Origin of the sequence: Aquimarina sp. MMG015 (assembly GCF_018100855.1) — a bacterium.
Classification (GTDB): domain Bacteria; phylum Bacteroidota; class Bacteroidia; order Flavobacteriales; family Flavobacteriaceae; genus Aquimarina; species Aquimarina latercula.
Genome location: NZ_JAGJEB010000011.1, coordinates 46,629 through 72,993 on the forward strand (window position 1 = coordinate 46,629; position 26,365 = coordinate 72,993).

A 26,365-nucleotide genomic window follows, 5' to 3' on the forward strand; every position below is an offset into this window, starting at 1 on the left:
AAATTAAACTAAAATACACGTAACTATGGGAAAAGGTTTTTTTCAAGTTCCAACAGCAATAAATGAGCCTGTAAAGTCATATGCTCCAGGGACTCCCGAGAGAGAAGAAGTTTTGGCAACATATAAATCAATGTATAATTCATCTATAGATGTCCCATTATACATAAATGGTGAAGAGATCAGAACTGGTGACACAGGAACCATGTCACCACCACATGACCATAAACATTTATTGGGAACGTATCACAAAGCCGAAAAGCAACACATTCAAAAAGCAATAGATACTGCAATAGAAGCTCGTAAAAAATGGGCTGACCTAGCTTGGGAACAACGTGCAGCTATATTTTTGAGAGCAGCAGAATTAATAGCTGGTCCTTATAGAGCAAAAATTAATGCAGCGACTATGTTAGCGCAGTCTAAGAATATTTTCCAAGCAGAAATTGATGCTGCTTGCGAATTCATTGACTTCCTACGTTTTAATGTAGAGTTTATGACTCAGATCTATGAAGATCAACCAGATTCTACTTCTGGTGCTTGGAACAGACTAGAGTACAGACCTTTAGAAGGTTTTGTATATGCAATCACTCCATTTAACTTTACTGCAATAGCAGGGAATTTACCAGCTAGTGCTGCATTAATGGGAAACACTGTTGTTTGGAAACCAAGTGATAGTCAAATTTATTCTGCAAAAGTAATTATAGATATTTTTAAAGAAGCAGGAGTTCCTGATGGAGTTATTAATGTAGTATATGGAGATCCTGTTATGATTACCGACACAGTATTAGCAAGTCCTGATTTTGCTGGTATTCACTTTACCGGTAGTACTCATGTATTTAAAGATATTTGGGCTAAAATTGGAACGAACATCCATAATTATAAAACCTACCCAAGAATTGTAGGTGAAACAGGTGGAAAAGATTTTATCGTTGCGCATCCTAGCGCAAATGCTAAGCAAGTAGCTACAGGAATCTCTCGTGGAGCTTTTGAATTCCAAGGGCAAAAATGTAGTGCTGCTTCCAGAGCTTACATCCCTAAAAGTTTATGGGCAGATGTAGAAAAGTTCTTAAAAGCAGATATCAAGTCATTCAAAATGGGATCACCAGAGGATATGAGCAACTTTATTACTGCTGTTATTCATGAAGGTTCTTTTGATAAACTTGCTAAATTTATTGATCAAGCTAAGGAAGACAATGGAGCAACGATAATTGCTGGTGGTGGATATGATAAATCTAAAGGATACTTTATCGAGCCAACGGTTATTCTTGCAGAAGATCCTAAGTACACAACTATGTGCACTGAGCTTTTCGGACCAGTAATCACCATCTATGTATATGACGATAGTAAATGGGAAGAAACATTAACCTTAGTAGATCAGACTAGTGAATATGCATTAACTGGGGCAATCTTCTCAACTGACAGATACGCTGCTGCAGAAGCTACAAAGGCATTACAAAATGCCGCTGGTAATTTCTACATCAATGACAAACCAACTGGTGCAGTTGTAGGGCAACAACCTTTTGGTGGTGCAAGAGCATCTGGAACAAATGATAAAGCCGGATCTTACCTAAACCTATTACGTTGGGTATCGCCTCGCACAATCAAAGAAACTTTTGTAACTCCAGCAGATTATAGATACCCTTTCTTAGGAGAATAGTCTCTAGTGAAGTACATAACACATAAACCGTATATCATTTTTTGGAGTTTGACTCCAATTTTATTGATATACGGTTTTTCTTTTGACGAAGAAACATTAGATATTAATGTTCACGACACTTATTTTGTGATTTATTAGTCTCATTTTTTTACATTTTATTCTTAGGTATTGGACTACTTTATTTTACCGTTCATAAATTAAATAAAAAAAGAACATCATTACTATCTAATATCCATGTGATCTCCACAATTACCGCTACATTGATATTTATTTTTACCTTCTTACTTTCTATTTCTAAATCTACTGAGGACATAGAAGAAGTTGTATTAATTGTCCGTCTTATTTCTCTTGTTACTATAGTAGTAGCACAACCGATACTTTTCTTATATTTAATTATTAGTATTTTTCAAAAAAAATAAAAAATGATAATACGTCCAGCGCATATTGAAGACCTTCCAACCCTACTTGAATTTGAGCAAGGCATCATTGAAGCAGAACGTCCAATGGATATTACGCTTAAAACTGAAGAAAAAATAAGTTATTATAACATTAGCGAGTACATAAAATCTAATCACACAGAAGTAGTTGTTGCCGAGATTGATGGAGAAGTAGTGGGCAGTGGTTACGGACAGATCAGAGAGCGAAAAGAATTCTTCAAACAGGATACAATGGGATATATTGGTTTTATGTTTGTAAAAGATGAGTTTCGTGGACAAGGAATCAGTCAAAATATAATTCAGTATCTATCAAACTGGTTCTCGACTAAAGATATTACAGAAATACAGTTGGATGTTTATGACCAAAATCCAAGTGCCATAAGAGCCTATGAAAAAGCTGGTTTTGAAAAATATCTGGTTCGTATGCGAATTAATTCAGGAGATAAGTCTTAATAACAAGATTTCTTTTTTTAGCTCTTCTGTCATTCCAACCGAGGTTAGAACGCATCTTCATTATTAACGAAAATTCTTGTTTGACACCAAAAACAATTACAAACGTTATCTTTAGCAAGCATTTACACGATTATTCCTATAAGCCTAATTCTTTTACCGTATGAATCAAAAAAAAGCACCTTGGTATTTTCTTTTACTACTTATTCTAGCGGGCGAGTCAGTATTTATCCTTCCGTTTGTTCTTTCACGTGTATTTAGACCTACAGTACTGGAAGCGTTTAACTTGAACAACTTTCAATTAGGCGAATGTTTTTTTGTATATGGTATTGTGGCCCTATTATCTTATCTTTTTGGAGGGCCTATAGCGGATAAATTTCCCCCAAGAAAACTGATCGCCGTCGCACTATGGATGACCGCTTTAGGAGGCTTGGTCTATGCTACTTTTCCTGATTATACAACATTAAAAATATTATATGGTTACTGGGGATTTACTACCATTTTTTTATTCTGGGCACCAATGATCAAAGCTACACGGGTTTGGGGCGGATCTACTTCTCAGGGTAAGGCTTTTGGTTTTTTAGATGGTGGACGCGGATTAGTAGGAGCAATGTTTGGAGCCATGGGTGTCTTTATATTCTCTTTGTTCATAACCTCAGATGCATCACAAGTCACTGTTCTTGAAAGTAGAGCAGCATTTAAGCAAGTAATACTGGTGTCTGCTGGTATTGTAGCTCTCATAGGCTTAGCGGTGTGGTTTTTTATGAAACTTGACCACGAAACAGAACAAGAAATTATCCTTGAAAAAATAACAACATCGCAAATTTTAGAAGTATTAAAACTACCCTCAGTATGGCTATTAATGATCATTATCCTATGTGCATACGTAGGTTACAAAATCACGGATGTATTTTCGCTCTACGCTAAGGATGTGATGCTATATGACCAAGTAGAATCCGCTCAGGTAGGTACTTTTTTACTATTTGTTCGCCCGATTATCGGAGTGTTAATTGGAGTATTGGCGGATCGCACGCAAACCACTTTTTGGCTGGTGATTAGTTTTGTAGTCTCCTTTATCGGAGCTTTATTATTTGCGCTTGATATCATTTCGGATTCTGAAACGCTATTATTCTTTATTTCGATATTAGTGGTAGCAACTGGAGTATACTCAGCACGTTCTTTGTATTTCGCAGTAATGCAGAGGGGTAAAATCCCACTAGTTCTCACAGGAACCGCTGTAGGTCTTATATCACTGATAGGATATACTCCAGATATCTTCGCAGGACTTGCTTATGGATATCTTTTAGACAATTCTCCAGGTATTACTGGGCACCAACATGTATTCTGGATGCTGGCTATATTTTCTTGTACAGGAGGTATTGCTGCTTGGTATTACCATAAATTATACAAAAAGAAAACAACCTAAAACACCAATTCTAAAGTGTTTTTTTCACTGATAGTATATCAGCTACACCTTATATTTTATTGGGAGGTGTACTACTTTTTTTGTTTCAAAAAAATCTTCTTCGAAATAGTCTTGTAAATTATACTGTGTTGCTTTGGGGAATGAGGTTAGTTCCTCTGTTAAATCCCCTCCTTTTAGATACAAAATACCATTAGATAATTCATGTATTGATTTTTTAGCTACATTCTTTCTAACCCATTTTACAAAATCGGGCATATTAGTAACTGCTCTACTTACAATAAAATCAAAGCGCTCGTCGAATGTTCCTGCCCTGCGTTGTTCTGCTTTTACATTTTCCAAGCCTAAAGCACTAGAAACCTCATTTACAACACGTATTTTTTTAGCAATTACATCTACCAAGTAAAACTGAGTTTCTGGGAATAATATAGCTAACGGTATCCCAGGAAATCCACCACCTGTTCCAACATCCAACACACTTGTACCTTCTTTAAATCCTTGAATTTTAGCAATCCCCAAAGAATGCAATACATGTCTTTCATATAATAGATCAATATCCTTTCTAGAAATCACATTAATTTTAGCATTCCAATCTTTATATAATTCACCCAGTTGCGTAAACTTTTGTATTTGATCATCTGTTAAATCGGGGAAATATGTAAGTAGAATATCCATACAGTAAATTTTAAACAGCAAAAATACATGTTAACTTAATATATTTTACTACTTTTTAAGAAGTTAAAAAAATTTAAATACCTAACTTTACCGAATAAATTATGACGAAAAACGTTAAGTCATAAACACAAAGCCCATGACTACACCTACCGTAAAATTTAGTAGAGTAGATTCCGCAAAATTTTTCAGAACACTGAACAAACGTGTGAATCAATATTTCAAAGAAAATAACATTAAACGTACAGGAAACTGGAAACTTCATTTGAAGACAATTATTATGTTTTCAATATTTCTTACGCCATATTTCTTAATACTGACTCTAAATATATCTCAATGGTGGATGTTATTACTTACCGTAGTAATGGGTATTGGTATGGCTGGAGTAGGAATGAATGTAATGCATGATGGAAACCACGGATCATACTCTTCTAAAAAATGGATTAACAAATTAATGGGTAGTAGTATGTATGTACTAGCTGGAAATGTATACAACTGGCAAGTACAACATAATGTATTACATCATACGTACACTAATATCCACGGGCACGATGAAGATATGGATGCAGGAAGAGTTATACGTTTCACCAAACATGCCAAGTGGATGAAGTTTCATAAATTTCAGCACTATTACTCGGTATTTTTATATGGCTTATTAACTTTTAATTGGGCGCTGACTACAGATTTTAAACAAACCAAAAGATATTTAGCTCGAAAACTAGCATATGGTAAGCTACCAAGTCCCTTGAAACAATGGAGCACTATTGTAATTACAAAAATTATTTATGTATTGATCTGGATCGTTATCCCTATGATAATTATGTCTGTTTCTTGGTGGAAAATTTTAATAGGCTTTTTCGTAATGCATTATGTAGCAGGACTTATTTTAAGTATTGTTTTTCAATTAGCGCATATGGTAGAAGAAGCACAAATGCCGCTTCCAGACACCACGGGAACTATGAAAAACACTTGGGCAATACACCAGTTATTTACTACTGTAAATTTTTCGACAAAAAACAGATTGATCAACTGGTTTACCGGAGGATTAAATCATCAAGTGGAACACCACATTTTTCCACATATTAGTCACATTCATTATACCAAAATTTCTAAAATTGTAAAGCAAACTGCGCAAGAATTTAATTTACCATATAATGAATATAAAACCACTCGCAAAGCGATTGTTGCTCATTTCAAACATTTAAAAGAAATGGGAATCAAACCCGCTATGCAGTCATAACTTTTATTTACCAATTACCAAAATGAGCACACAAGTATCAGAAATGAGCATTCAATTATCAGACAAAATCAACAAGCTTAAAGCCTCTGCAACTTTAGCAATGGCTGCAAAAGCAAGAGAATTAAGAGCAGAAGGAAAGGATATTATCGGTTTAAGTTTAGGAGAACCTGACTTTAATACTCCAGATTTTATTAAAGACGCCGCAATTAAGGCTGTTAATGACAATTATAATTCTTATACTCCAGTAGATGGATATGTAGAATTAAAGGACGCGATTATAACAAAGTTTAAAAGAGACAATAATTTAAGTTATGATCACTCTCAGATTGTTGTATCGACTGGTGCAAAACAATCTCTTTACAATGTAGCTCAGGTATATTTAAATCCAGGAGATGAAGTTATACTCCCATGCCCTTATTGGGTAAGTTATAGTGACATTGTAAAACTAGCAGAAGGTGTTCCTGTAGAAGTTAAAACTTCGATAGAAAATGACTTTAAAATGACTGCTGATCAATTAGAAAAAGCCATAACTCCTAAGACTAAAATGATTTGGTATAGCTCTCCTTGTAACCCAAGTGGATCTATATATAGCAAAGATGAATTAAGAGCATTAGCAGATGTTCTTCAAAAACACCCCGATATTATTGTCGTTAGTGATGAAATCTATGAACATATTAATTATGTTGGTGATCATGCTTCAATGGCTCAATTTGACGATATGTACGAGAGAACGGTAACTGTTAATGGAGTTGCTAAAGCTTTTGCCATGACTGGATGGAGAATTGGATATATAGGAGCTCCAAAAGCGATTGCTAGAGCTTGTAATAAAATGCAAGGACAAGTAACTAGTGGCGCTAATTGTATTGCGCAAAGGGCAGTAATTACAGCCTTAGAAGCTCCGGTTAGTAAAATCCAATACATGGTTGATGAATTTAAAAACCGTAGAAAATTAATTTTAGATTTGTTAGCCGAAATCCCGGGATTTGAATGCAATGAACCAGAAGGAGCATTCTACGTCTTCCCCGATGTTTCTTACTACTTTGGTAAAACTATTAATGGAAATATAATAAAAAACGCTTCTGATTTCTCTATGTTTTTATTAGAACAAGCGAATGTTGCTACGGTAACTGGAGATGCTTTTGGGAATGGAAATTGTATTAGAATTTCTTATGCCGCAAGTACAGAGCAAATCAAAGAAGCAATCAATAGAATTAAAAAAGCATTAAGCTAAATTAGCAATACTGTATAACTTTTATTAAAAAGCCGATGATTCAATAAAAATTATCGGCTTTTTATTTTCCTAAAAATAAATTACTGTTTTTTGAGTTATTAGATTGCTATATTAAATGTTTTGGGGAAAACACTTAAGAAGAGATAATTGTAGTTTGAACATAAATAACAATCTTAAAACCTACTTTTGTATTTATGGACATTCTTGAAAAAGAACGTATTGTTCAAAAAAATGTGCTTGAAATTTTTAAAGAAAATTTTAATAGCCCTTATTCCGAAGATGAAATTCTAAACTATACTCCTTCTGATGTAGAGGATACTGTTTCATATTATGAGTCAATTCTTGATATCTTTTTTATCGAACCAGAATACCTACAAAGTGTAAAAGGCTGTGTAAAGGATACTATTAAAAAAGTCGCAGAGCTTTGGCATATCAACCCATATGCTTTTGGCCCTTGGGAAGAATCTTATTAATTATTCAACTACGATAAAATACTATCTGTTCCTCCAGAAGAAAGGAGTAAGCAAAATAAGAACTGTGAACAGCTCTAATCTTCCTATAAGCATTAGAAAAGAACACCACCATTTACCAAAGGCTGGTAGTACATCAAAATTATTTACAGGACTTAGCTTACCTAAAGCAGGTCCAACGTTCCCTAAAGACGAGGCCGCTCCACCTATAGCAGTTTCAAAATCCAGTCCTAACATTCCTAACACTAAAGACCCTATTATAAAGGATAGCATATACAATATAAAAAATGCTAATATATTAAACACAATCTCTTTAGAAACCGCTCTTTGATTATAACGCACAGGCAACACAGCTCTAGGATGTAATGTCCTTTTAAATTCTAAAATACCATTACGAATTGTAATAAGATGCCTTACTATTTTCATCCCACCTGCTGTGGATCCCGCCGAACCTCCTAAAAACATTAATCCAAAGAATACTATCTTCAAAAAAGGAGTCCAAACCGTAAAATCAGCAGAAACAAAACCTGTAGTAGTAATAACAGCCAACACCTGAAACAAAGAATGCCTAAAAGCGCTTTCTGCCTCTCCAAAAACCATAGGATGATCTATAACAGAATTCGCTGGATCTGCTTTTAAATAAATAATTAATGCGGCTATAGCGGTAAAAGCCACTATAGAAATCCCGTACCATTTAAACTCTTCGTCTTTAAGAAATTTTCCGAATTTTCCTTTAAAACCAAAGTAACTCAAGATAAAATTCATTCCTGCAAGGAACATAAACAAAATAATGATATACTGTATTAAGGGTTGATCATTCCAATAAGCGACACTTGCATTTTTTGTAGAAAACCCTCCTGTAGACAATGTACTAAGTGCATGATTTATCGCATCAAAGAAATCCATCCCGGCAAGTTTCAATAAGATTGTCTCTGCCGCTGTATACCCAAAATATATTAGCCATAACCTTTTTGCAGTATCAGTGATCCTTGGATGTAACTTATCAGCGCTTGGACCAGGAGCTTCTGCTGCAAATAACTGCATCCCTCCTATTCCTAACAACGGAAGAATAGCTACAGCAAGAACAATAATCCCCATTCCACCGATCCAATGTGTAAGACTACGCCAAAAGAGAACACCTTTAGGAACAATTTCTATTTCATTAAGGATAGAGGCTCCGGTTGTAGTATAACCAGACATTGTCTCAAAGAAAGCATTGGTAAATGATGGAATTGCTTCAGAAAATATATACGGTAGCGTTCCACTTAAAGACATGAATATCCAACCAAATGTAACAACAATATACCCTTCTCGTTTATTTATTGATTTTTGATGTTCCTTAGTAAGAAACATTAAAATTATACCCACAAACATAGTCGATAATGCTGCTAACATTATCTGCATTGTAACACCGTCTTTATAAATAAAACTTACAATGGTTGCTATTAGCATAAAACCTCCATTACAGAGCAATAAAAGCCCCATAATATGAGTGATAATTTTAAAGTTTAGTTTGGACATGTTACAAGAAAAGGTTTTCTATTTTCTTAATAGATTTAGGTAGACAACATACCACTACTCGATCTCCTGCTTTAATATAAAAACCTCCTAAAGGAATCATCCCAACTCCATCTCTTATAACTCCAGCTATAATAGCGGAACGAGGAAAATCAAGATCTCTAATTAGGTTATCACTTACTTCGGAAGTTGGTTTTACAATAAACTCCAACAACTCGGCATTCATATTATTAAGCTTCGTCATAGCAACTACCTCTCCTTTTCGGATAAATCTAAAAATATTATTAGCTGCTAATAGTTTTTTATTGATTAATGTATCAATACCTATAGAATGAGAAAGCTGGAAATAATCCATATTCTCTACCAGGGCAATTGTTTTACGCACTCCTTTAGATTTAGCTACTAAACAAGACATGATGTTGGTTTCAGAGTTACCTGTTACTGCAATAAACGCATCCATATCATCTATATTCTCTTCTTCAAGCAATTCTACATTTCGTCCATCCCCATTAATAATCAATGCATTTGGTAAATCGTCCGCTAAGTCAAATGCTTTGTCTTTATCACTTTCGATCAGCTTTACTCTAAATTTATGATCACATAGATCACAGGTAGTTTTATGTCCAATTTTACTACCTCCCAAGATCATCACTTTTTTAATTTGTTCTTTTACTTTACCCGTTAACTTGTAAAGCTCATCTACTCCTCCTTTAGAAGTAACAAAATAAACCTGATCTCCTTCCTTAAATTTTGTATCTCCTCTAGGAATTATTGTGTATTGCGTTCCCGATCTTTGAATGGCTATTGGCATAAAATGAAGTTCCGGAAAAATCTCGGCAGCCTCTCTAACAGTTTTATCCACAAACAATGCGCTGCTAGAAAGAGTCGTTCCTACCATGGTTAGTGCACCATCCTCAAACTCATAACTATCACTAAAAGCCGATTGATTTAATAATAATTCTATCTCACTTGCCGCTAGCGCTTCTGGAGAAATCAATTCATCAATTCCAAACTTGATAAAACCAACTTCTTCTTTATTCTCTATAAATTCTGTATTGGAAATTCTGGCAATTGTTCGCTTAGCACCTAATTGTTTTGCTAAAACACATACGGTAATATTGGTAGTCTCACTAGAGGTAACACTAATCACCATATCAACATTCTGTACTCTGGCATCTTTTAAAATACTTATTGAGGTAGCATCTCCCTTAATCACTCTAATATCCAGATGGCTATCAGCATAATTTAAGCATTCCTTATCAGGATCAATCAGGGTAATATCCTGAGATTCAAATGAAAGTAATTTTGCCAAATGAAATCCTACTTCACCAGCACCGGCAATAATAATTTTCATCTGTGTTTTCTGTTATTTATCATCAAAAGATAAAATTAAACTTCAGCAAAATCCCCTTAATAACAAAGTGAAAATTTCTTGCTGAAAAATAAAAGCCTACAAAGATAGTGGAATTTCATTAATTCATAAAACAATTAATAACTAGTCACTTATTTTATATCTACTATTCCATTTCAATTAACAAGAACATAGGCTTACCAAAAATCCGCTGTACCAGTATTCATAGACAACTAATCATTAAACTACAGAATCATTAATAATACTTAAACACATCTGTAACAAAAAACATACTTTAACCGTCTTAAAAGAACATCATCAATCAAAAAACAATCATGAAACATTCTGCATTAAGTATTTCAATATTTATAATTTCTTCAATTCTATTCACTGTTAGTTGTAACACAACAAACAACAACACCTCTTCAACGGAAAACAAAAGTGATCATATTATAGAAAAGAAAATAGATTCATTATTAAAATCATTGCATCAAAACAGAAAATTTAATGGAAATATTTTAATCGCTAAAAATGACCAAATCATATACAAAAACGAATTTGGCTTTTCTGATGGCTACAAAAAAAACATTCTTAAAGAGACTGACAGATTTAATATTGGTTCTATTTACAAGGAAATTCCCGCAATTGCAATTATGCAATTAGAAGAAAAAGGTCTTTTACAATTAAACGACCCCATTAAAAAACACCTTAGTTACTTACCGGATTGGTCTAACAATATTAAGATTATTAATCTTTTACAATACACAAGCGGATTACCTAAAATTGATTGGAGAAAACATAAAATAATAAATGATCAAAACCTCATAAATGATTTATCAGAAATATCTAATTTAGAATTTACACCTGGAGAAGATTACATATACACAAATTTCAGCCCTTTCTTACTTTCTAAAATAGTAGAAAGTATCACAGATACAACCTTCTCTTCTTATGTAAACCAAAACATAATAAAACCTCTACATTTAGAACAAAGTACATTTAACACCTCATTTCCATACAAGAATAGGGATTCCACGGCCCTTCCATTTAACAACAAATTTGAAGAAGACAAACTTCCATTCATTATAAAATCTCCTATATTTCTATTTTCCACTACAACTAATGACCTTTTTCAACTTATAAAAAACCTGCATTCTGGTAATATCATCAATAAAAATTCATTACTCAAGATTAGCAAAACTGCAAATTTAGATAGGAATAACATGCAATCCGCGTTAGGAAATATCACCTATGAAAAAGAAAAAATAATAGAACACACACATCATGGAACTAGTGGTAACTATGAATCTATCATAAGTAAAAATAAACTAAACAGTACTACCATTATTATTTTAACAAACAACAAAAGTGGAAACATTCACGCTTTAAGAAATACTATTATTGAATTAATAAAAACTAATAACGAAGTAAAATAACAATTTCGTAATCTCCTTTTTTTTAAAAGAAATATTTCTAAACACAATTCATAAGCTAAAAACTACAACTCAGTAATTATTCTTTTTAGGATTTCTGCAATAGCAACATCTTAGCAGTATAAATACTAACTTTTTACTTATGAAAACGAAACTTATATTACTCGCATTATTTATTACTAAATTTATTTTTGTCCAAGCACAAATGGACGATAAATTCTATTTCCCAAAAAAAGATTTAAGCCAGATAACATGGAAAAATCATGAAGAATTAATGATCAAGACAGAAACTGATACAATTTCTGTATTAATTCTAAAACCAAAAGAAACACCAAAAGCAACTATATTTTATTTTCACGGAGCTGGGGGGAATATAACATACTACCTCCCCTTAACACAAATATTAGCAGAAAACAACTTTCAGGTAGTTATGATTGATTTTCGAGGGTACGGAAAATCAACAGGAACTCCTACACACAATAACATAGCTAAAGACGGTGAATTATTCTTCGAAACCCTTCTTAAGAAAAAAGGAATAAAAGAAACTCCAAAAATAATATATGGAGTCTCTATTGGAACTCAAATCGCTACTTTACTAGCCAAAAATCATCAAGATAAAATTGAAGGATTAGTGCTAGAAGGAACTATAGCATCCTTTACAGATATCGCTATGTATCATGTACCTGAGTACAAAGATTTTTTAGAAAAAAACTATATCTCTCCCTACGCGGCAAAAGAAGATATAAAAACCATTAATAAAATTTCTAAACTCTTCTTGCATAGCAAAGAAGATAAAGATGTACCATTTACACAAGGCGAAACCGTATACAACAATGCATCGGAGCCAAAAGAGTTTCTAGAATTTAAAGGAGAACACCTACACGCACTTAAATACAAAAAGGAACAAATACTACAAAAAATCAATGAAATGATAGAATAAATTTTATAAACAAACATTAATTACAAAATTGATAAATAGAAGTAAAACAATAAGCTAATAACAACTTAATGACATTCTTTTCCTACGATCCATATCAAAAATGTATATTTGCCTAAATTTTTTTGAATGTCAGAAAAAATAACGCCATACAAAGATAAAAACACGACCAAAAAACAACAGGTTACAGAAATGTTTGATACTATTTCTGGTAATTATGATGGTCTTAATAGAGTGATTTCTTTTGGAATTGATGTAAAGTGGCGTAAAAAGGTTGTAAAAATAGTTGCAGACACAAAACCGAATAGCATTCTAGATGTTGCGACCGGAACCGGAGATTTGGCTATAAACTTAGCTAAAACAGGTGCTTCAGAAATTATCGGATTAGACATCTCCGCAGGAATGCTGGAAGTTGGAAAAGATAAAATAAAGGCAAAAAAATTAGATAAGACAATCTCTATGGTCAAAGGAGATGGAGAGAGCTTACCGTATGATAATGATTATTTCGATGCAATTACTGTAGCTTTTGGCGTAAGAAATTTTGAAGATTTAGATCAAGGTCTATCAGAGATATACAGAGTTTTAAAACCTGGAGGAATTTTCGTTGTTTTAGAAACCTCTGTACCCACCAAAACACCTTATAAACAAGGATATAAACTACATACTTCTTTAATTTTACCATTAATTGGGAAGATCTTTTCTAAAGACAGATCTGCATATTCATATCTTAGCGAAAGTGCGGCAGCTTTTCCTTATGGAGATGCTTTCAACAATATTTTGAGAAAAATTGGGTTTATAGAAGTCGAGGATAATCCGCAAACTTTTGGTGTTGCCACAATTTATACAGCCACAAAATAATATGAAAAGAGTTTTTATAGCAATAGCTGTTATCGTTTGTACTCAGAATGTGAGTGCACAATTGTTTTCTAAAGAACGAGTTAGAAATCTTCAAAATTATGATAAACCTAGATTAAGTTGGGGGTATATCCTTGGGTTTAATAGTTATGATTTTAATTTTGATTATAAAGCTACGCCAGAAGGAGAAGAACCTTTATTGGATGGTGATATTCAGGTAGCAAAATCTATAGGTTTTAATGTAGGATTATTAGGTAATATGAGAATCAATGATTACCTAGATCTTAGACTAGAACCCCAGGTATCTTTTGTACGAAGAGACCTTACCTTTACCGGACCAGATTTTGAAGATTCTCAAAGGTTTAGAGAAGTAACATCAACCTATGTACACATTCCTCTTTTATTAAAAATATCTACCAAAAGACTTAATAATTTTAAACCTTTTATTGTTGGAGGAGTATCTACTTCTATAAACTTATCTAGTAATGAAGATAACCCCGACGATAATAGTGTAGGACAATTTAGAACTAAAACGAATACTAATTATTTCGAACTTGGATTTGGAATAGACTTTTACATGTTCTATTTCAAATTTACACCTTCTATTAGAGGAGTATTCGCTATGTCTGATGAGTTAGTAGCTGATAACGACCCTAATAGCCCTTACACTGCTGCTATTGATAAAATGTCGTCAAGAGGACTTTTTATTAATTTCACTTTCCAGTAGTTTTTAAATTCGTCTAAATTCATTTAGAATAATTGCAGTTGCAGTAGCTACATTAAGACTCTCTGTTACTGGAGTAGTTCCAAATCTCGGTATTGAAATCCTTTCGTTCACTAATTGTTCTATATCAGAAGAAATACCGTTCGCTTCATTTCCCATAACAATAATTCCTTTTTCAGGTAATTGTTGACTATAAATAGTATCGCCATCCATAAAAGTACCGTACACCGGTATTTCTCCTCTTCTAGAAATCAAAAAATGCTCCAGATTCGTATAAACAATATTAACTCTTGTTACAGATCCCATTGTTGCCTGAATGACCTTTGGATTAAAACAGTCAACTGTTTGCTCTGAACAAACTAAATCTGTTATACCAAACCAATCACACAGCCTTATAATTGTTCCTAAATTTCCTGGATCTCTAACATCATCTAATGCTAAAACTAGCCCATTGTTCGTCACCGATTGAGCTTCTGGAATATAAAATATAGCTACTGCAAATTGCGGAGTCGTCAGAAAGCTGATGCTTTTAAGCTCAGTTTCTGTAACTATGAAAACTTTTTCTGAATTTAATTTAAAATAAGAAGCATCTAAAGCAAAAAGCGAATGAAGCTTTAAATCAGCTTCTAACAACTCATTAATTACCTTTTTACCTTCTGCAACAAATAATCCATGTTGTTTTCGGTACTTTTTTTGATGTAAACTATTTATTAATTTCTTTTGGTTTTTGCTAACCATACAAATAATGTATTTTTGACACAATAATGAATCTCGATTGAAACACCTGCTCACAAAAATAGTATTTGTTGTAATATCTACAATTTTTTTAATTTCTTGTAATGCGATTAAAAGAGTGCCAGAGGAAGAATACCTGTTGACTAAAAATGAAATTTTTGTTGACAGCACTAAAACCAACGACTCTAAATTATACAATCAGCTTTATCAAAAACCTAATTCTAAACTTGCTTGGACTCCTTTTAGACTTCATCTTTATAATCTTGCCAAGGTAAACCCTGACTCTTCATATCAAAATTGGTTACATAATAAACCAAATAGAGAACGAAGATTAAATAACTTTTTATCTAAAAAACAAGTTAATCGACTGGGTGTGGCATATACAGGAATTAATAACTGGCTAAAAAAAGCAGGAGAGACTCCAACTATAATCGATGAATCTAAAGCAAAACGATCTGTAAAAAGACTACAATCTTATTACTGGAATAATGGTTGGTTTAATGTAAAAACAGACTACAAAATAAACTTGAACGAAGATCAAAGAGCCTCTGTATCATATTACATCCAACCTTCTAAGCCCTATTTTATTGATTCTCTAAACACTAAAATAGAGTCTAAAGCTGCTGATTCTATATATAAACTACATCAAAACAAATCTAACATAGTAACCGGAAAACAATACAGAACTTTAGACATCGAATCAGAAAGAGAAAGACTTACTAATTTATATAGAAATTCTGGATTGTATAATTTCGAAAAAGAATACATCAAATTCGATGCAGACACTGTCAATACTGACCAAAAAATACAACTTAATTTACTGATCAAAAACAGACAAATTAAAGAAGGCGAAGAAACTAAGAGACTGCCTTTTAAAGTTCACAAAATAAGCAAAGTAAACGTATTCACAGACTATTCTTATCAAAACAGAAACGCAATACCTAAAGACAGTGTTTCTTATAACGGATATAATATTTACAGTTATGACAAACTTAGATATACGCGTAAAGCAATAACAAATTCTATTTTAATTACACCTGGAGAGATTTTTAAAGATAAAGACAGAACTCTTACTTATAACCAGATCAACAATCTTAAAACTTTTAAATACCCAAATATAAGATACAGTATTGACCCCGATAACCCCGAAGGAACTGACCTTATCGCAAGTGTTTTACTTACACCAAGAAAAAAATATAGTACCAATGTAGAATTTGATGTATCTACTTCTAATATCCAAGTGTTTGGAATTGGATTTAGCGGTTCTTTCTTAATACGGAACGTATTTGGAGGAGCAGAAATTTTTGAAATCTCTGCAAGAGGTAGTGTCGGTTCTTCTAAGGATCCAGTAGATCCAAATGGGCAATTTTTTGATATCTCAGAGATTGGAGTAGATCTTAAACTATCATTTCCTAAAATAATTTTTCCTATCCAAACAAGAAAAATTATTCCAAAATACATGTCGCCGACTACGAACTTGATTTTTGGTATCAATTCACAACAAAACATTGGACTTGACAAACAAAATGCTTCTGGTATATTTAACTATCAATGGAAACCTAGCACCAAGCTTACTAATCAAATTGACTTAGTAAACGTTCAATATGTTCGTAACCTTAATACGGGTAATTATTTTAATGTATACTCTAATTCTTTTAACAGACTTAATAATATTGCAACAGAAGTATTAGATTCTAATTCACCCTTCTTCGATCCAGATAACACAAGTGAAAACATCTTATCAATTCCATCTGGGGCAAATAGTTTTATAGCACAATCGCTAGGAACAGCACCTGATAGTGATTTAACTACAGATCAATTACAAGAAATTAGTAATATTAATGAACGAAAAGAGCGATTAACCGAGGATAACCTAATTTTTGCATCTAGTTATACATATTTAAAAAATAACAGAGAAAATCTTTATGATGAAAACTTTTCAAGATTCAGAGCAAAAATAGAATTCGCTGGTAATGTCCTAAACACTGTTTCTAATCTAGCTGGTCTAAAAGAAAATTCACGTGATCGTTTTGAAGTATTTGGTGTTGAATTTTCACAGTATGCTAAGACAGAACTAGATTATATCAAACATTGGGATCTTGGAAGAAAAAGAGTATTAGCTTTTAGAGCATTCGGTGGAATTGCATTACCCTTTGGCAATGCAAATAGCATCCCTTTTGCTCGAAGTTTTTTTGGCGGTGGTCCTAATGATAATAGAGCTTGGCTTCCATATGACCTAGGCCCAGGAAGTAGTGGTGGCAGAAATGAGTTTAACGAAGCTAATATGAAAATTGCGTTAAATTTAGAATACAGATATAATATTTTAGGTTCTCTTAACGGAGCATTTTTTGTAGATGCTGGTAATATCTGGAATGTTTTAGACAGTGTAGAAGAAGAAGATGCTGTATTTTCTAGTTGGGATGATATTCAAGAAATCTCTGTGGGTAGTGGCTTAGGACTTCGATATGATTTTGACTTCTTTGTAGTTAGATTGGATTTAGGTTTCAAAACATTTAATCCTGCTAGAATAGAGGATCGACGATGGTTTAAAGGATATAATTTTTCGGAAGGTGTATACAATGTTGGAATCAATTATCCTTTCTAAAAACAATCATCGTTTTTCATTCTTAAATATAAAATTCATTCCGTATTATTTTACTATTTTTGTAGGCTTATTAACTAAAAGTAAATTATGAGTCACAACATCAAACCAGGAGTTGCAACAGGAGACGAAGTACAGGCTATTTTCAATTATGCCAAAGAAAAAGCATTTGCCTTACCAGCAGTAAACGTAATTGGATCCAATTCTATTAATGCAGTATTAGAAACTGCTGCAGAATTAAACTCGCCTGTAATTATTCAGTTCTCCAATGGAGGAGCTCAATTTAACGCAGGAAAAGGACTTTCTAATGAAGACCAAAAAGCTGCAATTGCAGGAGCAACTGCAGGAGCCAGACATGTGCACCTAATGGCAGAAGCTTATGGAGTACCTGTTATTTTGCATACTGACCACTGTGCAAAAAAACTACTTCCTTGGATAGACGGATTATTAGATGCCGGAGAAGCATTTTATAAAGAAACAGGAAAACCTCTTTATAGTTCTCATATGATAGATTTATCAGAAGAACCTATTGAAGAAAATATAGAAATCTGTAAGGAATACCTTGCTCGAATGAGTAAAATAGGTATGACTCTAGAAATAGAACTGGGTATTACAGGAGGAGAAGAAGATGGTGTTGACAATAGTGATGTAGATGATTCTAAATTATATACACAACCAGAAGAAGTTGCTTATGCTTATGAAGAATTAAGTAAAGTAAGTGATAAATTTACAGTGGCAGCAGCTTTTGGTAACGTACACGGAGTATACAAACCTGGTAATGTGAAATTAACTCCAAAAATCCTTAAAAATTCTCAAGAGTTTATTTCAGAAAAATATGGTGTAGAACATAACCACATTGACTTTGTATTTCACGGAGGAAGCGGTTCTACTCTAGAAGAAATTAGAGAATCTATAGGATATGGAGTTATCAAAATGAATATTGACACTGATCTTCAATTTGCATTTTGCGAAGGTATTAGAGATTATATGACTGGTAAGATCGATTATCTTAAGACTCAGATTGGTAATCCTGATGGAGCTGATGAGCCGAATAAGAAATATTATGATCCTAGAAAATGGTTAAGAGAAGGAGAAATCACTTTTAAAAACCGACTTAAAAAGGCTTTTGAAGATTTAAATAATGTAAACACATTATAATTAAGATAGAAAACCAAGCTGAAACTCTAAACAAGAAAGAGTTTCAGCTTTTTTAATACAAATAATTTATGGCTTGGTTTAAGAGAACTCAAAAAGGTATACAGACTGCTACTGAGGATAAAAAGGATGTTCCAAAAGGACTCTGGTATAAATCTCCTACAGGAAAAATAGTAGATGCAGAACAACTAGAGAAAAACTTTTATGTAAGTCCGGAAGACGGATATCACGTAAGAATAGGTAGTAAAGAATATTTCGAAATTCTATTTGACGACAACAAGTTTAAAGAATTAGACAAAAATCTAACCTCTAAAGACCCTCTTAAATTCGAAGACAAAAAGAAATACACCGATCGTCTTAAGGATGCTCAAGAAAAAACAAGTTTAAAAGATGCTGTAAGAACTGCCGTTGGAAAATCAAATGGTAATGATTTAGTAATCGCTTGTATGGATTTTTCATTCATCGGAGGTTCTATGGGTAGTGTAGTTGGAGAAAAAATAGCAAGAGCCGCTGATTATGCACTTAAGCATAAAATTCCGTTTATGATTATTTCTAAATCTGGAGGAGCTCGTATGATGGAAGCTGCATTATCATTAATGCAGTTAGCAAAGACTTCTGCTAGACTTGCCCAATTAGCTGATGCAGGAATCCCATACATATCACTGTGTACAGACCCAACAACTGGAGGTACTACCGCATCCTTTGCAATGCTTGGTGACATTAACATTGCAGAACCAGGTGCATTGATTGGTTTTGCAGGACCAAGAGTAGTTAGAGACACTACAGGAAAAGAACTTCCTGAAGGTTTCCAAACTGCAGAGTTCTTAAAAGAACACGGATTTCTAGATTTCATTAGTCCTAGACAAAATCTAAAAGAAAAAATCAACTTATATCTAGATTTAATTCTAAATAGACCTTTATCTTCTAATTAGATATCAGATTTTTAAAAAAAAGTATTAAAAAACCCGGTTATACCGGGTTTTTTAATACTTTTTTAGATTATAAGACAACATCAAAAAAAGCGTCTTCTAAATAGAAAACGCTTCTTTAACTGCCTAAAACAAATATTTACAATAATATTTCCCTTTCTTCACCTTCAGAATTTGTAAATACTGCAGCGTTATCACAAGATCCATCACCGTAATTCAAAGATCCATTATATGTAGTCCTTACCAATTCCACTACTCCACTTACCAAAAACCTACAACTAGCTTCTCTTCTTAACGGAGTAGAAATGGTTGTACTATGAACATTACCATTTGCTAAATTAGTCTGCCAATCACCAGTAATTAAGAAAACGTTATCTCCCCAGTTACCATTAAAAGCACCTTCGATCCATTCACGAGTTTTCGACCCGGTCCTAGATGCCTGAGTACCATCCACAAAAGTTACCGTAAAATCAAAACTCATTGTATATTGTGGATTACCATTCTCATTAGATTTAAGTCTAGTAATTGTTCTAGATCCTGCAAATTGCACATTATCAATGAAGAAATCCTCCAAGCTGTAATTAATCAATAAAGACATGGCATCTGTATCTAGTTCATATGACATCAAAATCTTTCCTTTTACAATATGACCACTTCTTACCTCACATCCTTCCGTTCCAAAATCTATTGTCACATTTTTTGTAGTATCCGTTAATTCTATGGTCACCGTAGCACAATCAGGTAAAAAACGATTTATATTACTTTTTGCTAAACTCTCCTCATCTTCAAAACCTTGTAATGTGAGATCACTAAGTACCTCAGAACCATCATCAATTGTTGCTGTTAATGTAGCCTCTTCACGATCGATTTCATCTACAGATAATTGATCCGTTGCTTCTTCATTATTACACCCTACTAAAACCACCGTAAAGAATGCAATAAAACCAAATTTTAAAATGTTGTTCTTCATTATCTTAATTTTTAATGTTACCCCTCTAGGACTTAATTATTTACAAAAGGTTTAATCAAACATGTTTTTTTTCATAAGAAGCAATTCTAATATAAAAAATACTATATTTGCACGCTGATAGCAGAATGCTATTTATACATAAAAATCATTTAAAATAATATTGGAATGTATTTAACAAAAGAAACAAAAGAAGAAATCTTCGCAAAACACGGAAAAGGTAAAAATGACACCGGTTCTGCAGAAGGACAAATTGCATTATTTACGCACAGAATTACTCATTTAACTGAGCACTTAAAAAACAACCGTAAGGATTTTAACACTGAACGTTCGTTAGTAAAGTTAGTAGGTAAGCGTAGAGATCTTTTAGACTATCTTGTTAAGAAAGATATTATGAGATATCGTGCAATTGTAAAAGAATTAGGATTAAGAAAATAATCAAAAAAGAGAGGCAGTACGCCTCTCTTTTTAATTATATTCATTTCTAATAGAATACGTTTAAATTAAAAAACGTTTTGATCAAGAGATGATCAAAACGATGCCTTAGTTTTTCATTGGTCGCGCAACTACACAACAACAACACAACCTTGTCCGTCCGAGTAAGACGGAAACCAATGTTTAATGAAACCTTTGATATTTGAAGTATCTAATTAACTGACGATATATAGGGTTAGAATCAAAAAAAATATGATTCCAAAAGTTTATAGAGAGGTCATTGATCTAGGAGATGGAAGAGAAATTAGCCTAGAGACCGGAAAATTAGCAAAACAGGCGCACGGATCTGTAGTTGTTCAATCAGGAAAATGTATGTTATTGTGTACTGTAGTTTCTAACTACAAAGCTGCAGATGTAGATTTCCTTCCTTTAACAGTAGATTATAGAGAAAAATTTGCTGCTGCAGGTCGTTATCCAGGTGGCTTTTTCAAAAGAGAAGCTAGACCAAGTGACGGAGAAGTGTTAACAATGAGATTAGTTGACCGTGTATTACGCCCTTTATTCCCTAAAGATTATCATTCTGAAACTCAGGTAATGATCCAATTAATGTCTCATGACGAAGATGTTATGCCAGATGCCATGGCAGGATTAGCAGCCTCTGCTGCAATACAGTTATCAGATTTTCCTTTTGAATGTGCTATTTCTGAAGCAAGAGTAGGACGTATTAACGGTGAGTTTATTATCAACCCAACAAGAGCTCAATTAGAAGAATCCGATATTGATATGATGATCGGTGCATCAGCTGACTCTGTAATGATGGTTGAAGGAGAGATGGATGAAATCTCTGAAGAAGAAATGACTGAGGCTATTAAATTTGCTCATGAAGCCATAAAAGTTCAATGTGCTGCTCAAGAAAGATTAGCAGAAGCTTTCGGAAAGAAAGAAGTTCGCGAATACGAGCCAGAAAGAAATGATGAAGATTTAGCTAAGAAAATTCATGATATGGCATATGATAAAGTATATGCTGTAGCAAAACAAGGTTCTTCTAAACATGAAAGAGGAGCTGCTTTTGCTGAAATCAAAGAAGAGATAAAAGCAACTTTCTCTGAAGAAGAGTTAGAAGATTTTGGAGATTTAGTATCCAAATATTATTCGAAAGCAGAAAAAGCTGCTGTTCGTGATTTAACACTTAATGAAGGATTACGTCTTGATGGTAGAAAAACTACTGAGATTAGACCTATTTGGTGTGAGGTAGATTATTTACCTTCTACACATGGATCGTCTATATTTACAAGAGGAGAAACTCAAGCACTGGCAACAGTAACTTTAGGAACATCTAGAGAAGCTAATCAAATAGATATGCCATCGTACGAAGGAGAAGAAACATTCTATCTTCATTATAACTTTCCTCCTTTCTCAACTGGTGAGGCAAGACCTATACGAGGTACTTCTAGAAGAGAAGTTGGACATGGTAATTTAGCGCAACGAGCTCTTAAAGGTATGATTCCTAATGATTGCCCTTATACAGTTCGAGTTGTTTCTGAAGTATTAGAATCTAACGGTTCTTCTTCTATGGCAACTGTGTGTTCTGGTACAATGGCATTAATGGATGCTGGTGTACAACTTAAAAAACCAGTTTCTGGTATTGCAATGGGACTAATATCTGATGCTGATTCAGGAAATTACGCAGTATTATCAGATATCTTAGGTGATGAAGATCATTTAGGGGATATGGACTTTAAAGTTACAGGAACAGCTGATGGTATTACGGCTTGTCAAATGGATATTAAAGTTAAAGGTTTAAGTTATGAAATCTTAGTAAATGCTTTAAATCAAGCACGTGATGGACGTCTTCATATACTTGAAAAACTTACCGATACGATCGAGACACCAAATAACGATGTTAAGGCACACGCACCAAAAATGGTTACCAGAACAATCCCTGGAGAATACATTGGAGCACTTATCGGACCTGGTGGAAAAGTAATTCAAGAATTACAAAAAACTACAGGTACTACTATTGTAATCAATGAAGATCCTGTTACAGAAGAAGGAATTGTAGAAATTCTAGGAACTGGACAAGAAGGAATTGAAGCAGTATTAGCTAAAATTGATTCTATTACTTTTAAGCCACAAGTTGGAAGTGTATACGAAGTAAAAGTAGTTAAAATGCTAGATTTTGGTGCTGTTGTAGAATATACAGAAGCTCCTGGTAACGAAGTATTACTTCATGTTTCTGAATTAGCTTGGGAACGAACTGAAAATGTAAGTGATGTAGTAAACATGGGGGACGTTATGGATGTAAAATACTTCGGTATTGATTCCAGAACGCGTAAAGAAAAAGTTTCTAGAAAAGCCCTATTACCTAGACCTCCTAGAAAAGAAGGTGACAAACCAAGAGGTGATAGAAAACCAAGAAATAATGACCAAAAAGAGAATTAATATACTCTCTTTATGATACTTAAAAAACGCCTTCATATTTTGAAGGCGTTTTTGTTTTCTTATAAAATATATTGATTTTACGAAAATGAACAGTATATTTGTACTGGTTGACCAAATTGGTTGACCAATTTTAAACAAAAAAAAGTAAAGCCCTAAATTATGAAAAACAATTATTTGAAGGTGTTTACCTTCTTATTAGTATTAGTCACTTCTTACAGTCATACCTACTCTCAGATTGTAAACAATAATTCAGAATTACAAACAGCTATTACCAATGCTAATGCCGGAACTACTATCACATTAGCAAATGGTACTTGGACTGATGTACAAATCAACATCAATAAAAACGGTACCGAAACAAATCCTGTTACCATCAAAGCACAAACTCCAGGATCAGTTTTTTTTGAAGGCAACTCACGAGTTAGTATGGGTGGTTCATATATCATTTTGGAAGGTGTAGTTTTTCAAAACCCATCCAACCTGGAGGTAAGTGGTAGTATTATTGAGCCTGTAATAGAGCTCCGAGATACTAGCAACAATGAATGTGATCATTGTACAATTACAAACATTAAAATAGACACTTACAATGGAACTGCAGCTCAAGAGCTATTGACGTTTAAATGGATCATTGTTTATGGGCAATACAATGAAATAAGCTTTTGCTCATTCGAAGGAAAATATGGTATAGGAAGTATAATAAATGATAATAGAAATGCCACTTCTACCGAATTTGCGGAGCCAGATTTTACAAAAATACATCATAATTACTTTGCTGATCGAACGCCTGTTGGTGTGGTAAATGATCTAAATGATCAGGATGCTATTAGAATAGGAAATAGTAGTACTTCATTACATCCTTCAAATACTGAAGTATATGATAATCTATTTTACAATTGGTCTGGAGAAGTCGAAATCATTTCTAATAAAAGTGGTGAGAATAAGTACTACAACAATACTTTTAGAGATTATCAGGGAACTCTAACACTACGACACGGCGATGATTGCGAAGTTTATAACAATTTCTTTTTTGCCGAAAACAATCTTTTTTCAGGTGGTATTCGTGTAATCGGAGAAGGACATAAAGTATACAACAATTATATTGAAGGAGTAAATTCCGAAAAACCTGACGGAGGGAATACCAAAACTGCAGGAGCTATTAATGTCAGTAATGGACAAGAAAATTCACCGCTTAATCGTTATTTCCAAGTTAAAGATGCAATTATAGTAAATAATACTTTTGTTAATTGTGATTATGGGTTTAGAATTGGGACTAGCGTAAGTAGCAATCCAGTGTTAACCTTAGCACCAGAAAATTTAGTGATTGCTAACAATATTATGATTAATACAGAAGAAAGTGCGGTTGATGAACAAACAGTCCCAATAGGTACTTCTATCTATCAAGGGAATATTACTCAAAATGGAGCTTGGGATCTTACTACAGGAACTAATAACAATCAAGTTGTTACTAATGGACTTTTAGAAAATGGGACTTTGTATTATGAATTAGGAAGTAATAGTCCAGCTATTGACGCTGCTGTTGGAAGCTATCCTTTTGTGACTACCGATATCTTAGGCGGAAATCGATCCGGAAATCTTGATGCAGGTGCTGAAGAATTCAATTCAGGTGGTTCTCGTATTCCATATACCACTGCCGATGTAGGTGTTTCAATTGGTTTTGGTGGAACCGGTATTGACACTCCTAGATTAACCACAAATACTACATCTATAAATGTAGCAAGAAGTTCAGGAAATACTTTGTTTGATATTGATGCTAATGTAGATTGGACAATTACCGATAATGTGGATTGGTTAACTCTTGACATAACCTCCGGAAGCAACTCGGCAATAATTACAGCTAATTTCACAGAAAACACCTCATCCTCTCAACGTACGGCTACTATTACTATTAGTGAGGTAGCTGGAGGAAGTGATTTAACTACTATGTTGACCATAACACAGTCTAATATATTTTCGGAAGAAATTACAATTGTTGATGCAACTGCTATAGGAACCGAACCAGGAAAACCAAATGTAGGACCTCAATTTGCTTGGGATGATAATGTAACCGACGTAGAATACTGGACAGGAGATGCCAATACTGAACCAGAGGTTTCTATAACGTTTGATCTATCTTGTATCAGAGTTTTAAGTGAAATAGGAATTCATGTACTTAAAGCTGATGAAAGAACTATTAATTTTGACATTGCAGTATCGGATGATCAAACAGGCCCTTTTACAGGCGTATTAACGGGTCAAGATAGTACGATTGAAACAGGTGCGGAAAATACAGAACAATTTTTTAACCTTAATAATGCAATAGGGAGATATGTAAAATTTACTTCTAATGGAAATAGCACCGGTTCTGGATTTGCAAGTATTGTAGAAGTTAACATCTATGGTGATACCACCTGTGATGCTACACTAGGAGTAGATGACAATCTTCTTTCTTCTAAAGGTATTTTATTATACCCTATTCCTGCAAAAAACCAACCTATTGTAATCGAATCCAACACGATAATTGGAAAAGTAGAAGTATTTGACTTACACGGAAGGTTAATGTTGAAAAAAGAAATTGACAGTAGTATTGGTCAATTAGAAATTAGTAATTTTAGCACAGGGACTTACATTGCTAAAATACAAGGAGCTTACGGTCGTTTTATAGTCCAGTAAACTACAAAATATTAGAAAAAAACGCTTATAACTAA

Annotated in this window: 22 protein-coding genes; 16 read left to right on the top strand and 6 right to left on the bottom strand. The window is 33.5% G+C overall.

What is annotated here, in order from left to right:
- The first annotated feature begins 25 nt into the window (after positions 1 to 25).
- A complete protein-coding gene (pruA, locus tag J8L88_RS18690) occupies positions 26 to 1,654 on the top strand; it encodes an L-glutamate gamma-semialdehyde dehydrogenase (RefSeq protein WP_027395720.1) in 1,629 nt (542 codons plus the stop codon).
- A 190-nt stretch (positions 1,655 to 1,844) separates the two neighbouring features.
- On the opposite strand, the gene J8L88_RS23695 is transcribed toward pruA, so the two are convergent.
- Positions 1,845 to 1,967: a hypothetical protein gene (locus J8L88_RS23695; protein ID WP_256439433.1), complete on the bottom strand. Its 123-nt coding sequence runs from the start codon at positions 1,965 to 1,967 to the stop codon at positions 1,845 to 1,847.
- 109 nt (positions 1,968 to 2,076) lie between these two features.
- On the opposite strand from J8L88_RS23695, the gene J8L88_RS18695 reads away from it, so the two are divergent.
- Positions 2,077 to 2,544 (top strand): GNAT family N-acetyltransferase, encoded by a 468-nt coding sequence (locus tag J8L88_RS18695; RefSeq protein WP_027395721.1) that lies wholly within the window; start codon positions 2,077 to 2,079, stop codon positions 2,542 to 2,544.
- A 160-nt stretch (positions 2,545 to 2,704) separates the two neighbouring features.
- On the top strand, positions 2,705 to 3,967 hold the full coding sequence (locus J8L88_RS18700) for a nitrate/nitrite transporter (RefSeq protein ID WP_211061536.1): 1,263 nt from the start codon (positions 2,705 to 2,707) through the stop codon (positions 3,965 to 3,967).
- Positions 3,968 to 4,009: 42 nt separating this feature from the next.
- On the opposite strand, the gene rsmG is transcribed toward J8L88_RS18700, so the two are convergent.
- Entirely contained in the window at positions 4,010 to 4,639 is a 630-nt protein-coding gene (gene rsmG, locus J8L88_RS18705; protein WP_118389409.1) for a 16S rRNA (guanine(527)-N(7))-methyltransferase RsmG, read from the bottom strand.
- Positions 4,640 to 4,775: 136 nt separating this feature from the next.
- On the opposite strand from rsmG, the gene J8L88_RS18710 reads away from it, so the two are divergent.
- From J8L88_RS18710 to J8L88_RS18720, 3 genes are all read left to right on the top strand, one after another.
- Entirely contained in the window at positions 4,776 to 5,876 is a 1,101-nt protein-coding gene (locus J8L88_RS18710; RefSeq protein WP_027395724.1) for an acyl-CoA desaturase, read from the top strand.
- A 43-nt stretch (positions 5,877 to 5,919) separates the two neighbouring features.
- Positions 5,920 to 7,107 (top strand): pyridoxal phosphate-dependent aminotransferase, encoded by a 1,188-nt coding sequence (locus J8L88_RS18715; RefSeq protein WP_211061590.1) that lies wholly within the window; start codon positions 5,920 to 5,922, stop codon positions 7,105 to 7,107.
- 194 nt (positions 7,108 to 7,301) lie between these two features.
- Entirely contained in the window at positions 7,302 to 7,580 is a 279-nt protein-coding gene (locus tag J8L88_RS18720) for a hypothetical protein (protein ID WP_027395726.1), read from the top strand.
- A gap of 21 nt (positions 7,581 to 7,601) precedes the next feature.
- Here the strand turns inward: J8L88_RS18720 and J8L88_RS18725 are convergent, their stop codons facing one another.
- Positions 7,602 to 9,098 (bottom strand): TrkH family potassium uptake protein, encoded by a 1,497-nt coding sequence (locus J8L88_RS18725; RefSeq protein WP_027395727.1) that lies wholly within the window; start codon positions 9,096 to 9,098, stop codon positions 7,602 to 7,604.
- A gap of 1 nt (position 9,099) precedes the next feature.
- A complete protein-coding gene (trkA, locus tag J8L88_RS18730; RefSeq protein ID WP_108801854.1) occupies positions 9,100 to 10,449 on the bottom strand; it encodes a Trk system potassium transporter TrkA in 1,350 nt (449 codons plus the stop codon).
- Between the two features lie 332 nt (positions 10,450 to 10,781).
- Here trkA and J8L88_RS18735 point away from each other — a divergent pair, with 332 nt between their 5' ends.
- The 4 genes from J8L88_RS18735 (at position 10,782) to J8L88_RS18750 (ending at position 14,398) form a co-directional block, all read left to right on the top strand.
- Positions 10,782 to 11,882: a serine hydrolase gene (locus J8L88_RS18735; RefSeq protein ID WP_211061537.1), complete on the top strand. Its 1,101-nt coding sequence runs from the start codon at positions 10,782 to 10,784 to the stop codon at positions 11,880 to 11,882.
- Positions 11,883 to 12,021: 139 nt separating this feature from the next.
- Complete coding sequence (locus J8L88_RS18740) at positions 12,022 to 12,819, top strand: alpha/beta hydrolase (protein WP_027395730.1); 798 nt, start codon at positions 12,022 to 12,024, stop codon at positions 12,817 to 12,819.
- A gap of 126 nt (positions 12,820 to 12,945) precedes the next feature.
- The gene (ubiE, locus tag J8L88_RS18745) at positions 12,946 to 13,674 is read left to right on the top strand and encodes a bifunctional demethylmenaquinone methyltransferase/2-methoxy-6-polyprenyl-1,4-benzoquinol methylase UbiE (protein WP_027395731.1); all 729 of its coding nucleotides are present in this window, start codon (positions 12,946 to 12,948) and stop codon (positions 13,672 to 13,674) included.
- A gap of 1 nt (position 13,675) precedes the next feature.
- Positions 13,676 to 14,398, top strand: coding sequence for a porin family protein (locus tag J8L88_RS18750; protein ID WP_027395732.1), 723 nt, complete (start codon positions 13,676 to 13,678; stop codon positions 14,396 to 14,398).
- 3 nt (positions 14,399 to 14,401) lie between these two features.
- On the opposite strand, the gene J8L88_RS18755 is transcribed toward J8L88_RS18750, so the two are convergent.
- A complete protein-coding gene (locus J8L88_RS18755) occupies positions 14,402 to 15,133 on the bottom strand; it encodes an RNA methyltransferase (protein WP_211061538.1) in 732 nt (243 codons plus the stop codon).
- Between the two features lie 115 nt (positions 15,134 to 15,248).
- On the opposite strand from J8L88_RS18755, the gene J8L88_RS18760 reads away from it, so the two are divergent.
- The 3 genes from J8L88_RS18760 to accD all read left to right on the top strand — a co-directional run bounded on the left by J8L88_RS18760 (position 15,249) and on the right by accD (position 19,819).
- Positions 15,249 to 17,735: an outer membrane protein assembly factor gene (locus tag J8L88_RS18760; RefSeq protein WP_371813701.1), complete on the top strand. Its 2,487-nt coding sequence runs from the start codon at positions 15,249 to 15,251 to the stop codon at positions 17,733 to 17,735.
- 87 nt (positions 17,736 to 17,822) lie between these two features.
- Positions 17,823 to 18,890: a class II fructose-bisphosphate aldolase gene (gene fbaA, locus J8L88_RS18765; RefSeq protein WP_027395735.1), complete on the top strand. Its 1,068-nt coding sequence runs from the start codon at positions 17,823 to 17,825 to the stop codon at positions 18,888 to 18,890.
- A 68-nt stretch (positions 18,891 to 18,958) separates the two neighbouring features.
- The gene (accD, locus tag J8L88_RS18770; RefSeq protein WP_027395736.1) at positions 18,959 to 19,819 is read left to right on the top strand and encodes an acetyl-CoA carboxylase, carboxyltransferase subunit beta; all 861 of its coding nucleotides are present in this window, start codon (positions 18,959 to 18,961) and stop codon (positions 19,817 to 19,819) included.
- A gap of 136 nt (positions 19,820 to 19,955) precedes the next feature.
- Here the strand turns inward: accD and J8L88_RS18775 are convergent, their stop codons facing one another.
- Entirely contained in the window at positions 19,956 to 20,786 is an 831-nt protein-coding gene (locus tag J8L88_RS18775; RefSeq protein WP_051336380.1) for a hypothetical protein, read from the bottom strand.
- A 165-nt stretch (positions 20,787 to 20,951) separates the two neighbouring features.
- Between J8L88_RS18775 and rpsO the strand changes: the two genes are divergently transcribed.
- The 3 genes from rpsO (at position 20,952) to J8L88_RS18790 (ending at position 26,330) form a co-directional block, all read left to right on the top strand.
- The gene (gene rpsO / locus J8L88_RS18780; protein WP_027395738.1) at positions 20,952 to 21,221 is read left to right on the top strand and encodes a 30S ribosomal protein S15; all 270 of its coding nucleotides are present in this window, start codon (positions 20,952 to 20,954) and stop codon (positions 21,219 to 21,221) included.
- A 249-nt stretch (positions 21,222 to 21,470) separates the two neighbouring features.
- Positions 21,471 to 23,660, top strand: coding sequence for a polyribonucleotide nucleotidyltransferase (locus J8L88_RS18785; RefSeq protein WP_211061540.1), 2,190 nt, complete (start codon positions 21,471 to 21,473; stop codon positions 23,658 to 23,660).
- A gap of 159 nt (positions 23,661 to 23,819) precedes the next feature.
- Entirely contained in the window at positions 23,820 to 26,330 is a 2,511-nt protein-coding gene (locus J8L88_RS18790; protein ID WP_211061541.1) for a chondroitinase-B domain-containing protein, read from the top strand.
- Positions 26,331 to 26,365: the final 35 nt, after the last annotated feature.

Coding starts and splice junctions, on each gene's coding strand:
- pruA (WP_027395720.1), top strand. CDS start 26: ATGGGAAAAGGTTTTTTTCAAGTTCCAACAGCAATAAATGAGCCTGTA.
- J8L88_RS23695 (WP_256439433.1), bottom strand. CDS start 1,967: ATGTCCTCAGTAGATTTAGAAATAGAAAGTAAGAAGGTAAAAATAAAT.
- J8L88_RS18695 (WP_027395721.1), top strand. CDS start 2,077: ATGATAATACGTCCAGCGCATATTGAAGACCTTCCAACCCTACTTGAA.
- J8L88_RS18700 (WP_211061536.1), top strand. CDS start 2,705: ATGAATCAAAAAAAAGCACCTTGGTATTTTCTTTTACTACTTATTCTA.
- rsmG (WP_118389409.1), bottom strand. CDS start 4,639: ATGGATATTCTACTTACATATTTCCCCGATTTAACAGATGATCAAATA.
- J8L88_RS18710 (WP_027395724.1), top strand. CDS start 4,776: ATGACTACACCTACCGTAAAATTTAGTAGAGTAGATTCCGCAAAATTT.
- J8L88_RS18715 (WP_211061590.1), top strand. CDS start 5,920: ATGAGCATTCAATTATCAGACAAAATCAACAAGCTTAAAGCCTCTGCA.
- J8L88_RS18720 (WP_027395726.1), top strand. CDS start 7,302: ATGGACATTCTTGAAAAAGAACGTATTGTTCAAAAAAATGTGCTTGAA.
- J8L88_RS18725 (WP_027395727.1), bottom strand. CDS start 9,098: ATGTCCAAACTAAACTTTAAAATTATCACTCATATTATGGGGCTTTTA.
- trkA (WP_108801854.1), bottom strand. CDS start 10,449: ATGAAAATTATTATTGCCGGTGCTGGTGAAGTAGGATTTCATTTGGCA.
- J8L88_RS18735 (WP_211061537.1), top strand. CDS start 10,782: ATGAAACATTCTGCATTAAGTATTTCAATATTTATAATTTCTTCAATT.
- J8L88_RS18740 (WP_027395730.1), top strand. CDS start 12,022: ATGAAAACGAAACTTATATTACTCGCATTATTTATTACTAAATTTATT.
- ubiE (WP_027395731.1), top strand. CDS start 12,946: ATGTCAGAAAAAATAACGCCATACAAAGATAAAAACACGACCAAAAAA.
- J8L88_RS18750 (WP_027395732.1), top strand. CDS start 13,676: ATGAAAAGAGTTTTTATAGCAATAGCTGTTATCGTTTGTACTCAGAAT.
- J8L88_RS18755 (WP_211061538.1), bottom strand. CDS start 15,133: ATGGTTAGCAAAAACCAAAAGAAATTAATAAATAGTTTACATCAAAAA.
- fbaA (WP_027395735.1), top strand. CDS start 17,823: ATGAGTCACAACATCAAACCAGGAGTTGCAACAGGAGACGAAGTACAG.
- accD (WP_027395736.1), top strand. CDS start 18,959: ATGGCTTGGTTTAAGAGAACTCAAAAAGGTATACAGACTGCTACTGAG.
- J8L88_RS18775 (WP_051336380.1), bottom strand. CDS start 20,786: ATGAAGAACAACATTTTAAAATTTGGTTTTATTGCATTCTTTACGGTG.
- rpsO (WP_027395738.1), top strand. CDS start 20,952: ATGTATTTAACAAAAGAAACAAAAGAAGAAATCTTCGCAAAACACGGA.
- J8L88_RS18785 (WP_211061540.1), top strand. CDS start 21,471: ATGATTCCAAAAGTTTATAGAGAGGTCATTGATCTAGGAGATGGAAGA.
- J8L88_RS18790 (WP_211061541.1), top strand. CDS start 23,820: ATGAAAAACAATTATTTGAAGGTGTTTACCTTCTTATTAGTATTAGTC.